Source organism: Cellulosimicrobium sp. G4 BAM 1002, assembly GCF_057126935.1.
The window spans coordinates 1,777,898-1,790,358 of sequence record NZ_CP182109.1; the positions used below are offsets into that span (position 1 = coordinate 1,777,898).

Sequence of the window (12,461 nt, forward strand, 5' to 3'; positions counted from 1 at the left end):
GTGGTGTCAGGCGGTCGTGGGTTCGGGTGCGGGCCGGCGCCGACGTCGGGAGGGCGCCTCCTCGCGGGCGCGGCCGGCCGCCACGCCGCGCGGGACCACGACCCGCTGGAGGATCGCGAACACCGCGTCGAGGACGACGGCGAGGACGACGATGACGAGCGAGGCGCCCAGGATCTGCGAGAAGTCCCGGAGCTGGATGCCCTGGACGATGTAGAAGCCGAGCCCCCAGTTGCCGACGTACCCGGCGAGCGTGACGGTCGCGACCACCTGGAGCGTGGCCGAGCGCAGCCCGCCGATGAGGAGAGGCAGGCCGAGGGGGACCTCGGCCTGGAAGAGCACCTGGCGGGGGGTCATGCCCACCGACCTCGCGCCGTCGACCACGCGCCGCTCCACGGCCTCGACGCCGGCGTAGGCACCCGCGAGGATCGGCGGGATCGCGAGCAGGACGAACGCCGTCGTCGACGCGGCGATCTTGTGCGTCACGCCGAAGACGAGGACGAGGAGGAGGACCAGCCCGAACGACGGGACGGCGCGTGCCGCACCGGACAGGGCGACCGCCACCTCCCGCCCACGGCCGGTGTGGCCGATGAGCCACCCGGCGGGGACGGCGATCACGGCGGCGATCAGCACGGAGACGAACGTGAACGCGAGGTGGGTCCAGATCGCCTCGGACAGGGGGAGCGCGCCCGTCTGCCGGTCCGGGGAGAAGATCCACGCGATCGCGTCGGAGAAGAGGTTCATGCGCGCACCTTCCGGGTCCAGGGCAGCAGCACGCGGCCGGCGAGCACGAGCAGCCAGTCGACGACCAGCGCGATGACGACGACCGCGACGACGCCCGCGAGGATCTCGGCGACGATCTGCCGCTGGTAGCCGTTCGTGAAGAGGTAGCCGAGGTTGTCGATGCCGATGAGGATGCCGACGGTGGCGAGCGAGATGGTCGACACGGCCGTCACGCGTAGCCCGGCGAGCACCACCGGCCCCGCCAGGGGGAGGTCCACCTGCCAGAAGCGGCGCCACGGCCCGTACCCGACGGCGAGGGCCGCCTGGCGGACCGTCGGGTCGACGGAGGCGAGCGCGTCGGCGACGAACCGCGTCATGATCGCGACCGCGTAGATCGTCAGGGCGACGACCAGGTTGACCTCGGACAGGAAGCTGATGCCCAGCAGCGGGGGGAGCAGGGCGAACAGCGCGAGCGACGGGATCGTGTAGAGCAGGCCCACGAGCGTGAGCACGAGCCCGCGCGTGATCCGGAACCGGAAGGCGAGCCATCCCGCCGGGATCGACACGACGAGCCCGAGCACGATCGGCAGCACGCACTGGCGCAGGTGCTCGACCGTGAGCCGGCCGATGAGGTCGAGGTTGTCGAGGACCCAGGTCATGCGCCGCCCTCGACGAGGTCGTCGACCAGGACCCCCTGCGTGCGGCCCGCGGCGTCGACCAGCACGGTGCCGTGGTCCGTCGCCTTCGTATGCAGCGCGCGGGAGCCTCGCTCGGCCCCGATGAAGCTCGCGACGAAGTCGTTCGCCGGGTTCTCGATGATCTCGCTCGGCGACCCGATCTGGGCGACCTGCGCGCCCTTCTCGAGGATCACGACCTGGTCGCCGAGGAGGAACGCCTCGTCGACGTCGTGCGTGACGAACACGACCGTCTTCTCGAGCTCCTGCTGGAGGCGGATCGTCTCCGTCTGGAGCTCGGCCCGCACGATGGGGTCGACCGCGCCGAACGGCTCGTCCATGAGGAGGATGTTCGGGTCGGCGGCGAGCGCCCGCGCGACGCCGACGCGTTGCTGCTGCCCCCCGGAGAGCTGGCTCGGGTAGCGGTCCGCGAGCGCCCGGTCGAGCCCGACGGTGTCGAGCAGCTCGAGCGCGCGGTCGCGCGCCTGCCGCCGCGGCGTGCCCTCGAGGCGCAGCACGGTCGTCACGTTGTCGACGACCTTGTGGTGGGGCAGGAGCCCGCCGTTCTGCAGCACGTACCCGATGCCGCGCCGCAGCTTCACCGGGTCGCGGTCGAGGATCGAGCGCCCGTCGATCTCGATCGTGCCCGAGGTGGGCTCGACCATGCGGTTGATCATGCGCAGGAGCGTCGTCTTGCCGCTCCCCGACGACCCGACCAGGACCGTCGTCTTGTGGGGAGGGATGACGAGGTCGAAGTCCGCGACCGCCGCCGTCCCGTCCGGGTACGTCTTGGTCACGGAGCGGAACTCGATCATGGGGCGCTGCCTCCCGACAGTCGGTGAACCGGCCTCCACCCGACCAGAACCGCGTCCGGCCTGGCAAGCGCAATGCCGCGCGTCCTCCAGACCGTACGACGAACCACCGACATGCCGCACTCGCACCGGAACGCGACGGTTCGTGCTCGGGGACGCGGGACGTGCGGCCGGAGACGCGACGAGGGCCGGCCTCCGTGTCGGAGACCGGCCCTCGTGCTCGTGGGGTGAGTAACGGGACTTGAACCCGCGACCCCCTGGACCACAACCAGGTGCTCTACCAGCTGAGCTATACCCACCACGACCGGAACGTGGAGCACCGGCCGTCGAAAAGTGTACCCGGTCCGGCGGGCCCTCCAGGACCGCCGGCCTCCTCAGCCCTCGGCGCCGCCTGTGACGGTCGCCACGGACTCGCCCTCTGCCGACGCCTGCGCGCCGGGCGCTGCCTCGGTGGCCGCGTCGGAAGGACGGGTGCGACCGCGCGCGACGCTCGTGGCGACGACGTTCTCCGCGATCTTCCGGGCCGTCGCCGAGTCGGGTCCGGGCTGCGGCACGAACACCGCCTCGCGGTAGTAGCGCAGCTCGTCGATGCTCTCGAGGATGTCGGCGAGCGCGCGGTGCCCTCCGTGCTTCTCGGGCGACGCGAAGTAGGCGCGCGGGTACCACCGGCGCGAGAGCTCCTTCACGGACGACACGTCGATGATGCGGTAGTGCAGGTGGCCCATGAGGGCTGGCATGTCACGGTCGAGGAAGCCCTTGTCGGTGCCGACGGAGTTGCCCGCCAGCGGCGCGCGGCCCACCTCGGGGACCCATGCCCGCACGTAGTCGAGGACGCGCTGCTCGGCCTCGGCGAGGGTGAGGCCACCGTCGAGCTCGTCGAGCAGCCCGGACGTCGTGTGCATCTCGCGGACGAAGTCGCCCATCTGCTCGAGCGCGGCGGCAGGCGGGCGGACGAGGACGTCCACTCCCTCGCCGAGCACGTTGAGCTCGGAGTCGGTCACGACGGCGGCGACCTCGACCAGGGCGTCGGCGCCCAGGTCGAGCCCGGTCATCTCGCAGTCGATCCACACGATGCGTTCGTTGGCGTTCACAGGGCTCACGCGCACAGCCTAGTCGCGGCCGCCCACGGGACCGGTGCGCACCTGCACGACGAAGGCCCCGGCGGTCCGGTCCACGGAGGGTCCGGACGGTCGGGGCCTTCGGCGAGGTGCGCCGCCGCCTGTCGGGGAGGGTCCCCGGCCGGGCGAGCGGTCGGTGCGCGTCATGCGGTGCGACGCGGCAGGCGGGCCTGCCGGGTGTGCACCGGGACGCGGGTCGTGGTGCGTCGCAGCTGCTCGCGGCGCAGGGTCTGCTCCTGCAGCTGCTCGCGACGGCTGAGGGCCGCCACGTCGTACGTGATCAAGGGATGCATGGTTCTGCTCTCGTGACGCTGGGTAGCTGGGTCTGGCCGGACCCTCCACCGCCCGGTACGGACCGGACGGACGTCACCGCGGTGTGTGCTCACACAACCACGTGAGTCCCGTGGGGCGCACCGTTATTTCGCCACGAGCGTCCGCGGGGTGCACGGGTGCACCCCGCGGACGCCGACGTCGGGCGGTCACCCTGCGGCGTCGGCCCACCGTGCGTAGCCTCCGGGGATGGAAGGCGAGGGCGAGGGGCCGGGTGCGCGCCGGCGGACGACGGGCGGGCCATCAAGGGGCGCGGGGGAGGGTGCGCCAGAGGTGGCGACGCCTCGCTCGGTCCTCGCGAGCGTGTGGCCCGGAGTCGTCCTCGTCGTCGTCGGCGCCCTGGGGTTCCTGCTCCTGCTCGACGCCGTCCGTGACCAGGACGAGCTGTGGCTGCTCGACGAGCCGTTGCTCGACTGGTTGGTCGCGCACCGCACGCCGGTCGCGACGGCGGTCCTCACGGTGGTCACGACGCTGTTCGGCCCGTTCGTCCTGCCCGTGCTCGTCGCGGCCGGCTGCGTCCTGTGGGCCCGGCGCACGGGGACGTGGTGGGAACCCGGTCTCCTCGCAGGCGCGATGGTCCTCGCGACGCTGGTCTCGACCGTGCTCAAGGCCGTGATCGCCCGGCCCCGACCGCCCGCCGAGTCGATGGTCGTCGCCGGCGTCGAGAGGTCGTTCTCGTTCCCGTCGGGGCACACGATCGGTGCCGCCACGCTGGTGCTCGTCGGGGGGTACCTCGTGTGGCACCGGCACCACGACGTGCGGGTGCTCGCGGTCTGGGGAGCCTCCTCGGTCCTCGTGGTCGGGACCGTCGCGCTCAGCCGGCTCTACCTGGGCTACCACTTCCTCACCGACGTCCTGGCCGGGCTCTCGCTCGCGGTGGCCGTGCTGGGCGTCGTCGTCGTGGTGAGCAGGCTCCACGACCGCGCGGTCGCGTCCGGCCCGGCTCGGGAAGGCGAACCCTGGCGTCAACACTAAAGAAGTCTTGCGCAAGAACTCTTTCGTGACGTAGCGTGCCGGCATGAGCACGCCCCGCGAACGCTCGAGCGAGCCCGCGCACTCCGGCCGGAACCCCGCCGCGCACGGCCCGCAGGCCGGGCAGGAGCAGGTCGTCGCCACCGACCCCGCGACCATCCGCGCCCTCGCGCACCCCCTGCGCCTGCGCATCCTCGCGATCCTCGACGACGAGGGAGAGGTCACGGCGACGCGGTGCGCCGAGGTCACGGGCGAGTCGGTCGCGAGCTGCTCGTTCCACCTGCGGATGCTCGCCAAGTACGGCTATGTCGAGCCCGCCGAGCGGCGCGGCAAGGAGAAGCCCTGGCGCTCCGTCGGTCGCGGCCGCCGGACCCGCTTCGACCCCGACGTCCCCGAGTCCCTGCACGCCGCGGGCGCCGTCGCGACGCTCATGCTCGAGCAGGAGACCGCCCGCGTGCGCTCCTGGCTCCGCGGCGCGTCCGTCGACGACCCGCAGTGGCTCCTCGCCTCCACGATGACGGCCTCCTCGTTCTACGCGACGCGCGAGGAGCTCGCCGAGCTGTCCCGCGAGGTCGCGGCGCTCACCGACCGCTTCGAGGGGCGCTGGGAGGACCCGTCGCAGCGCCCCGAGGGCGCACGTCCGGCCCGCCTGTTCTCCGTCGTCAACGCCGACCTCCCGGAGGAGTCCCCATGAGCGCCCCCGACGAGGCGACGACCGCCACGCCGACGGTCGTGCGCGACGTCCCGACCGACGAGGCGCCCGGCCCTCCCGTCGAGAGTGCGGCCGACGCCCGCGCCGCGCTCCGCTCCCGCCCGTTCCGCCTGCTGTCCGTCGCGTGGGCGTTCACCAACTTCGCCGACTCGGTGCTCGCGATCATCCTCGCCGTGTGGGTCAAGGACCTCACCGGGTCGAACGGGGCCGCAGGTCTCGTGTTCGCGGCGCTCGGGCTGCCCGCGCTCGCGTCGCCGTTCCTCGGCCAGCTCGCCGACCGCGTGTCCCGACGGCGGATGCTCGTGGTCTCGTACGCGGTCGGCGCGCTGAGCCTCCTCGCCCTCCTCGCGGTGCGCGGGCCGGAGCAGGTGTGGCTCGTGTTCGTCGTGACCGTGGCCTACTCTGCCGTCGGGTTCGCGACGGCCGCGGCGCAGGCGGGCCTCGTGCGCGACATGCTGCCGGACGGTGCGATCGCCTCCGCGAACGGGCGCCTCACGACGATCGACCAGGTGTTCCGGCTCCTCATGCCCGTCGTCGGCGCGGGCGCCTACGCGCTCGCCGGCCCGTGGCCGCTCGTGGTCGCGGCGTCCCTCGCGTTCGCCGTCGCGGGAACGGTGATCGGCCGCATCCGGCTCGTCGAGACGCCGCCGACCCCGGCCGCCGAGCGCGAGCCGTACCTCGCCGAGGTGACGGCCGGGTTCCGCCACCTCCTGCGGACCGCACCGCTCGGGGTGCTGACCCTGGCGATGCTCGTCGCGTTCGCCGGGGTGGGGCTGCTCAACGCCGTGAGCCTCGCGATCGTCGAGAACGGGCTCGGGCTGCCGCCCGCGCTCCTGGGGCCCATCTCCTCGGTGCAGGCGCTCACCGCGATCGTCGCGGGGCTCACGGCGAGCAGGCTCATCTCCCGGTGGGGCGCGCAGCGCGTCGTCGCCCTGGGTCTGCTCGTCCTCGCGGTCGGGGTCGTGCCCACGACCGGGCACAGCATCGTGGCGATCGTCCTCGGGCTGGGCGCCGTCGGGCTCGGTGCGACGTGGTCGATCGTCGGGTTCGTCACCGAGCGCCAGCTGCGGACGCCAGCGACCCTCCAGGGCCGCGTGTCCGCGGCGAGCCTCCTGCTCGTCAACGTCCCGCAGCTCGTCCTCACCGTGGTCGGCGCGGCGCTGATCGGCGTCGTCGACTACCGCCTGCTCCTCGTCGGGACGGTCGTCGGGATCGCCGTGGCCGCAGTCCTCGCCCTCCGCGGCACCCGGACAGCCACCGAACCGCCGCCCGCGAGGTAGAACCGTGGTCCGCCGAGGCAGAACCCTCGTCATGACCACGGTTCTACCTCGGCGGACCAGGGTTCTACCTCGGCAGATTCCGCGTCAGTCGTCGAGGCCGCGGGCGCGCAGCGCGTCGCCGAGGGCGTCGGCCTGGCGCAGCGCGCCGACGACGAGCGGGACGGCGTACGCGCGCACGTCGTGCTCCCGGCCGCGAGCGCGGCACGCGTCGCGCACGCGCTGCGCGAGGGCCGCGACCACGGGCACGCACCGAACGGCGAGCGACAGGACGAGTGCTGCACGAGCGACGTCGAACCCGACGCGCCGCAGCGGCTGCAGCCCTCGCTCGATCGCCGCCAGAACGGCGGCGGTACGCGTCGTGAGCAGCACGAGGCCCGCGAGCGCCACGAGCGCGACGAGCCGCGTCGTGAGCACGAGCGCAGGCACCGGCCCGACCGTGAACCACTGCACCGCGAGGAGCACCGGCACGACGACCCGCAGCGGGCGGACCTGGTCCCACGCCGCCCGCCACCCCACCCCGGACAGCGCGTAGAGCGCCGCGACGAGCAGCACGACCGCGCCGACCGCCGTCGGCGTCCTCAGCGCCAGCGCCGCCCCGGAGGCGACGGCGAGCCCCGCGAGCTTCACGCCCGCGGGCGCGCGGTGCAGCACCGAGGTGCCCGGGCGGTACGCGCCCGCGGTCACGACGGGGTGCCCGTGTCGTGGTCGACGAGGTGCCGGTAGTGCGCGACGGCGGTCGCGGGCTCGTCGTCCGCCACGACCCTCCCGTCGTCGACCACGAGGACGCGGTCCATCGCGTCCATGAGCGACAGGTCGTGCGAGACGAGGACGACCTGCTGGGGGAGCGACGCCAGCTCGGCGGCGAAGCGGCGCGTGTTGCGCAGGTCGAGGAGGGTCGTCGGCTCGTCGGCGACGACGAGCCGGGGGCCGGCCGCGAGGACCGACGTGAGCGCGAGGAGCTGCTTCTGCCCGCCCGAGAGCAGGTGTGCCGGGTGGTCGGCATGGTCCGCGAGGCCGCGCCCGGCGAGGGCGGCACGCACGACGGCGTCGCGGTGCCCCGAGGGGACGTGCCGCAGGGAGTAGGCGACGTCCTCGGCGACGGTCGGCATGACGATCTGGGCGTCGGGGTCGGTGAACACGAACCCGACGCGTCGTCGCACCGCGGGGCCGTCGCGGCGCGTGTCGAGGCCGTCGACCCGCACTCGTCCGGACGTGGGCAGGGCGAGGCCGTTGAGCAGTCGCGCGAGCGTGCTCTTGCCCGAGCCGTTCGCCCCGACGACCCCGATGCGCCGCTCGCGCAGCTCGAGGTCGACGCCGCGCAGCACGTCGCGATCACCTAGGCGTACGTGCACGTCCTCGAGCTGCACGACGCAGCCGCGCGTGACGTCGTCGGCCCGTGGGACGCCTGGAGCGCCGGCCGTGTCGTGGGGGGCGGGGGCCGCGGGGTCGGGGCCGGGCGCGCGCCGCCACCAGCCGCCCCGGGTCGCCCCGCGGCTCATCGCACGACCTCGACCAGGGCCGCGACGCCCTGCCCGCCACCGACGGCCGCCGTCGCGACCCCGAGCGTCCCGCTCGGCGCCCCGGCGCGGACGAGCCGGGAGAACAGCCGCACCACGCTCACCGCGCCGCTCGCTCCCCACGGGTGCCCGAGCGCGAGGGCGCCGCCGTCGGCGCACACCGAGGCGTCGTCGTCCGACCCGGCCGCGAGCGGGTCCAGCCCCAGGGCGTCGGTGAACGCCAGCACCTGCGCCGCGAACGCCTCGACGACCTCGACCGCCGCGACGTCGTCGAGCCGGGCACCGGCACGGTCGAGCACGGCCCGGACGGCAGGGACAGGACCCCAGCCCGGCAGCGCCGGGTCGCACCCGACGGTCGCTGACGCGGCGACTCGCAGCCCGGGAGCGCCGAGCCGCCGTCGCACCGACTCGGGCACGACCGCGACGACGGCGGCGCCGTCGCTGACCGGGCTCGCGGTGGCGGCCGTGACGGTCCCGTCGCGCCCGAACGCGGGGGAGAGGCGGGCGAGCACCGTCGGGTCGAGGCGGCGTGCGCGCTCGTCCCGGCCGAGCGCGGAACCCGGTGCGCCGACGCGGACCGCCTCGGCCTCGAACCGGCCCGCCGCGTGCGCGGCGAGAGCGCGTGCGTGGCTCCGCCGCGCGTACGCCTCCTGGCGCTCGCGCGTCACGCCGCGCCGCCGCGCGAGCTCGTCGGCGGCTGCACCCATCCCGGGGTCCGCCCACGGGGTCGGGACGAAGGCGGCGCGCGCGTAGCCGACGTCGCCCCAAGGCGTGCGGTGGGCCCGTGCGGGGGCGCGCGACGCGCTCTCGGTCCCGCCCGCCAGGACGAGGCCCGCCTCGCCGGCCCGCACCTGCTGCGCCGCCAGGAGCACCGCCGCGAGACCGGACGCGCATTGCCGGTCGACGGTGAGCCCGGGGACGTCGACGGACGCCGCGGCGGCGAGGGCCGCGACGCGCGCGACGTTGCCGCCCGGCCCCGTGCAGCAGCCGAGCACCACGTCCTCGACCGGGCCGTCGGCTCCGACGGCACGCGCGTCGTCGAGCGTCGCGCCGAGCACCGCCGCCGCGAGGTCGACCTCGGTGAGCGACCGGTGCCCGTGGCCCGCCGTGCCGATCCAGGTGCGGCGCGCGGCGACGACGACGGGTGCGGTCGACCGGGGGTGGTCCGGGATCATCGCAGCGGCTCCAGGCCGGCGCCCGCCGGGTCGGGCGCGCCGAGCGCCTCGCTCAGCGCCGCCCGTGCGGGCTTGCCCGACGGCGTCCGGGGTAGGGCGCGCGTGCCGTACCAGCGGCGGGGACGCTGGGCCGGGGCCAGCGCGGATCGCGCGACGCGCTCGAGGTGGGCGCGGAGCCCGGGCCGCCCGTCCCCCTCCACGACCGCGGTCACGACGGCCCCGAACCGGCGGTGCGCGGTCCCGAGCACGACGACGTCCCGCACGCCCGGCACGGCCCGCAGCACGACCTCGACGTCCTCCGGCACGACGGTCGCGCCGCCGGTGAGGATCGCCCCGTCGCCGCGCCCGCGCAGCACCAGGCGTGCGGTCCCGGCTCCGGCGGCGCTCGCGGCGGTCTCCTCCGAGGGCCCAGCGGGAGGAACGGGCGACGCCCGGAGCGGGTCGGCGAGGTCCCCGACGGTGCACCACGCGCCGTCGCGCCGCAGCGGTCCGGTCGCGCGGGCGAGGTAGCCGCGCGAGACCCACGGCGAGCGCACCCAGACCTCGCCGACGCTCGCGGAGGCGAGGGGCCGGACGTCCAGGTCGACTCCCGGGAACGCGCGCAGCCCGTTGCCGTCCGGGTCGTACGCGACGAACGACAGCTCGACCGCGCCGTAGTAGGCGAGCACGTCGATCCCGTGCTGCGCCGCGCGGGCGCGCGCCGTCGGGGCGAGGGACGCACCGCCGACGACCGCGTGCCGCAGCCGGGACGGCGCGCCCGCCGCGACGGCGTCGAGCACGTCGTCGAGGACCTGTGGCACGAGGTGCACGACGTCGCAGCTCGAGAGCGCCGTCGTCGTCGCAGCCGGCGTGCGCGTGAGGTAGGCGCAGGCTCCGGCCGCGAGGGTGTGCACCGCGGCGAAGCAGTACAGCGACGACGCGAGCGGGCCCGGGACGAGCACCGTGTCGCTCGCGCGCAGCCCGACGAGCCGCGTCACGTCGTCGAACGACCCGGCCCACGACGCGCGCGTGCGCACGACGGCGCGCGGCCTGCCCGTGCTGCCCGAGGAGAAGCCCGCCCACGCGAGATCGTCGGGCCCCGCCACGTGCGCGGCCACGTGCGCAGCGTCCTGGTCCGCCTCGGGACCCGCTCCCCCCTGCGGGGCGGGCCCCGCCGCGCCGGCGGGCGTGCTGTCCGTCGTCCGGACCGGAGCTGACCCCCCGGTCCCGCGCGGCAGCGGCACCTCGACGAACGTGCGGGGAGCGAGCGTGCGCAGCACCTCGGCGCGGTGCGCGCGGGGCCACGCGGGGTCGCACACGAGCGGGGTCGCGCCGAGGTGGTCCGCGGCGAGCACCGCCGTGATCAGGTCCAGCGGGTCCGGCAGCGACACGGCCACCAGGTCGCCGGGCCGCGTGCCCGTCGCCGCCAGGTGCGTCGCTCCGGCGCGCACGTCGGCCGCGAGCGCCGCGTACGTGCGCGACCGCTCGGGTGTGCGCAGAGCGTGGCGGTCGCGCACCGCCGGGTCGGCGGCATGCGTGAGGACCAGGTGGGCGACGGGCACGCGGACACTCTCCCAGGAGTCAGGAGCGGGCGCGCTGGTCGGCCGCGGAACGACCCGACGTGCGCGCGGCCGGATACGCGCGGACCACGCCGACGGTGATCGCCGCCGCCGCGACGGCCTTGAGGGCGTCCCCCGGCAGGAACGCCAGGGAGAGCTGGGCCGTCGTCACGAGCGGCACGCCCGTGACGAGGGACTGCACCGGGACGCCGAACGCGTACACGACCGCGACGCCGCCCAGGAGGCACGCGACGAGCACCCCGAGGAACGTCACCCGGCGCAGCCGGTCGACGAGCCACCCGACGACGGCCGCGCCCGCGAGGAACCCGAACAGGTAGCCGGCCGACGGGCCGACGAACGCGCCGAGCCCGCCCCGGCCGCCCGCGAGGACCGGCAGCCCGGCCGCCGCCAGGGCGAGGAACGTCGCGACGGCGAGCGTGCCGCGCCACGCGCCGAGGATCGCCCCGGCGAGCATGACCCCGAGCGTCTGGAGCGTGATCGGGACCGCGTTGCCGAACAACGCGATCGACCCGGGCATCCCCAGCGCGGCGACGAGCGCGGCGAACGTCGCGATCCGTGCGGCGTCCGCGGCGTCGAGCGCGAACCGGGCCCGGGGGGCCGCGGCGCCGTCGAGGGCAGCGGGCACGGGGTGGGCGGGGGAGGCGGGCACGGGGTGGGCGGGGGAGGCGGGCACGGGGTGGGCGGGGGAGGCGGGCACCGTGTGGGCGGGCGAGGGTGCGGCGTCGGACATGGCGGCTCCAGTGCTCGGGCAGGTGCCTCCGGCGTACGCGGAGGTACCTCCACTCTCCCGGCGGTGTGAGGCAGCCGCCGACCATGGCGAGGACCACGGGCGCGCCCCTCCGTGCACGGTTCGCACAAGCCGTTGGAGGGTTCCTCCAGCCGGGGCTGCGCGTAGCGCCGATTCGTGGGTGGAACCCCACAACGGGGGCGTCGGCACGTCGGACGACTGGCCTTGGCACTCGACGGTGGAGAGTGCTAAAACAGTGGTGTAGCCGCCCCGCGAGGCGCCTGCTTCGCGGGAGCACCGACCGGCCCCGGACGGTCCGGGGCCGACCGACGAGGAGGTGAGAGGTGTGGCTGCGATGATCGACCCGTTCACGAGCACCTTCGACGCGATGGACCGTCTGGTCGGGCAGCTCGCGTCCGGCGCGCGGGCGAGTGCCGCGTCGGCGGCGTCGAGCTGGATGCCGATCGATCTGTTCCGCGCGGGGGACCACTACGTCCTCACGATGGACCTTCCCGGCGTGGACCCGGGCACGATCGACGTCTCCGTCGAGGACCGCACGCTGACCATCCGCGCCGAGCGCAGCGCGCGGACCGACCCCGACGTCCAGTGGCTCGCGCGTGAGCGTCCGTCCGGCACGTACGCGCGGCAGCTCACGGTGGGCCGCGGCCTGGCGCTCGACAGCATCTCGGCGTCCTACGAGGACGGGGTCCTGTCCCTGACCGTCCCGGTGGCCGAGGAGGCCCGGCCCCGCCGGATCGAGGTCGCGCACCGCGCGGGCGGCGCCGCGACCCAGATCACGGCGGAGCCAGCCCACGACGAGGAGCGGAGCCCGTCCGACGCCGAGCGCCGCACGGTCGAGGGCTGA

General features: G+C 75.3%; 14 protein-coding genes and 1 tRNA gene. 4 read left to right on the plus strand and 11 right to left on the minus strand.

From position 1 onward, the window contains the following. Positions 1-6: 6 nt before the first annotated feature. From ACMXGY_RS08010 to ACMXGY_RS08035, 6 genes are all read right to left on the minus strand, one after another. Complete coding sequence (locus ACMXGY_RS08010) at positions 7-741, minus strand: ABC transporter permease (RefSeq protein WP_483776318.1); 735 nt, start codon at positions 739-741, stop codon at positions 7-9. Next, complete coding sequence (locus ACMXGY_RS08015) at positions 738-1,379, minus strand: ABC transporter permease (protein WP_483776319.1); 642 nt, start codon at positions 1,377-1,379, stop codon at positions 738-740. The genes ACMXGY_RS08010 and ACMXGY_RS08015 overlap by 4 nt, the downstream gene beginning before the upstream one ends. Beyond that, entirely contained in the window at positions 1,376-2,209 is an 834-nt protein-coding gene (locus ACMXGY_RS08020; RefSeq protein ID WP_483776320.1) for an ABC transporter ATP-binding protein, read from the minus strand. The genes ACMXGY_RS08015 and ACMXGY_RS08020 overlap by 4 nt, the downstream gene beginning before the upstream one ends. 220 nt (positions 2,210-2,429) lie before the next feature. Continuing rightward, positions 2,430-2,505, minus strand: a tRNA-His gene (locus ACMXGY_RS08025). Between the two features lie 75 nt (positions 2,506-2,580). Next, positions 2,581-3,306, minus strand: a complete 726-nt coding sequence (gene orn / locus ACMXGY_RS08030; protein WP_483776321.1) for an oligoribonuclease — start codon at positions 3,304-3,306, stop codon at positions 2,581-2,583. A 161-nt stretch (positions 3,307-3,467) separates the two neighbouring features. Next, positions 3,468-3,608 carry a hypothetical protein gene (locus ACMXGY_RS08035; RefSeq protein ID WP_483776322.1) on the minus strand — a complete coding sequence of 47 codons (141 nt, stop codon included), beginning with the start codon at positions 3,606-3,608 and terminating at the stop codon, positions 3,468-3,470. Between the two features lie 319 nt (positions 3,609-3,927). On the opposite strand from ACMXGY_RS08035, the gene ACMXGY_RS08040 reads away from it, so the two are divergent. The 3 genes from ACMXGY_RS08040 to ACMXGY_RS08050 are packed head-to-tail and all read left to right on the plus strand — an operon-like array spanning position 3,928 to position 6,618. Continuing rightward, positions 3,928-4,629, plus strand: coding sequence for a phosphatase PAP2 family protein (locus tag ACMXGY_RS08040; protein ID WP_483776323.1), 702 nt, complete (start codon positions 3,928-3,930; stop codon positions 4,627-4,629). A 43-nt stretch (positions 4,630-4,672) separates the two neighbouring features. Further along, complete coding sequence (locus ACMXGY_RS08045; RefSeq protein ID WP_483776324.1) at positions 4,673-5,320, plus strand: ArsR/SmtB family transcription factor; 648 nt, start codon at positions 4,673-4,675, stop codon at positions 5,318-5,320. Beyond that, entirely contained in the window at positions 5,317-6,618 is a 1,302-nt protein-coding gene (locus ACMXGY_RS08050; protein WP_483776325.1) for an MFS transporter, read from the plus strand. Before ACMXGY_RS08045 ends, ACMXGY_RS08050 begins: the two co-directional genes overlap by 4 nt. An 84-nt stretch (positions 6,619-6,702) precedes the next feature. Here ACMXGY_RS08050 and ACMXGY_RS08055 read toward each other — a convergent pair whose 3' ends face one another. From ACMXGY_RS08055 to ACMXGY_RS08075, 5 genes are read right to left on the minus strand one after another with little or no spacing between them, the layout of a single operon-like run. Then, positions 6,703-7,302, minus strand: a complete 600-nt coding sequence (locus tag ACMXGY_RS08055) for an energy-coupling factor transporter transmembrane component T family protein (protein ID WP_483776326.1) — start codon at positions 7,300-7,302, stop codon at positions 6,703-6,705. Beyond that, positions 7,299-8,117 carry an energy-coupling factor ABC transporter ATP-binding protein gene (locus ACMXGY_RS08060; protein WP_483776327.1) on the minus strand — a complete coding sequence of 273 codons (819 nt, stop codon included), beginning with the start codon at positions 8,115-8,117 and terminating at the stop codon, positions 7,299-7,301. Before ACMXGY_RS08060 ends, ACMXGY_RS08055 begins: the two co-directional genes overlap by 4 nt. Further along, positions 8,114-9,310, minus strand: coding sequence for a thiolase family protein (locus ACMXGY_RS08065; protein ID WP_483776328.1), 1,197 nt, complete (start codon positions 9,308-9,310; stop codon positions 8,114-8,116). Before ACMXGY_RS08065 ends, ACMXGY_RS08060 begins: the two co-directional genes overlap by 4 nt. Further along, complete coding sequence (locus tag ACMXGY_RS08070; RefSeq protein ID WP_483776329.1) at positions 9,307-10,851, minus strand: class I adenylate-forming enzyme family protein; 1,545 nt, start codon at positions 10,849-10,851, stop codon at positions 9,307-9,309. Before ACMXGY_RS08070 ends, ACMXGY_RS08065 begins: the two co-directional genes overlap by 4 nt. Before the next feature lie 19 nt (positions 10,852-10,870). Further along, on the minus strand, positions 10,871-11,599 hold the full coding sequence (locus ACMXGY_RS08075) for a biotin transporter BioY (protein ID WP_483776330.1): 729 nt from the start codon (positions 11,597-11,599) through the stop codon (positions 10,871-10,873). A 343-nt stretch (positions 11,600-11,942) separates the two neighbouring features. Between ACMXGY_RS08075 and ACMXGY_RS08080 the strand changes: the two genes are divergently transcribed. Beyond that, positions 11,943-12,461, plus strand: coding sequence for an Hsp20/alpha crystallin family protein (locus ACMXGY_RS08080; RefSeq protein ID WP_483776331.1), 519 nt, complete (start codon positions 11,943-11,945; stop codon positions 12,459-12,461).

Excerpts from the sequence above, each read along its gene's own strand:
- ACMXGY_RS08010 (WP_483776318.1), bottom strand. The coding sequence starts at position 741 with ATGAACCTCTTCTCCGACGCGATCGCGTGGATCTTCTCCCCGGACCGG.
- ACMXGY_RS08015 (WP_483776319.1), bottom strand. The coding sequence starts at position 1,379 with ATGACCTGGGTCCTCGACAACCTCGACCTCATCGGCCGGCTCACGGTC.
- ACMXGY_RS08020 (WP_483776320.1), bottom strand. The coding sequence starts at position 2,209 with ATGATCGAGTTCCGCTCCGTGACCAAGACGTACCCGGACGGGACGGCG.
- ACMXGY_RS08045 (WP_483776324.1), top strand. The coding sequence starts at position 4,673 with ATGAGCACGCCCCGCGAACGCTCGAGCGAGCCCGCGCACTCCGGCCGG.
- ACMXGY_RS08050 (WP_483776325.1), top strand. The coding sequence starts at position 5,317 with ATGAGCGCCCCCGACGAGGCGACGACCGCCACGCCGACGGTCGTGCGC.
- ACMXGY_RS08060 (WP_483776327.1), bottom strand. The coding sequence starts at position 8,117 with ATGAGCCGCGGGGCGACCCGGGGCGGCTGGTGGCGGCGCGCGCCCGGC.
- ACMXGY_RS08065 (WP_483776328.1), bottom strand. The coding sequence starts at position 9,310 with ATGATCCCGGACCACCCCCGGTCGACCGCACCCGTCGTCGTCGCCGCG.
- ACMXGY_RS08075 (WP_483776330.1), bottom strand. The coding sequence starts at position 11,599 with ATGTCCGACGCCGCACCCTCGCCCGCCCACACGGTGCCCGCCTCCCCC.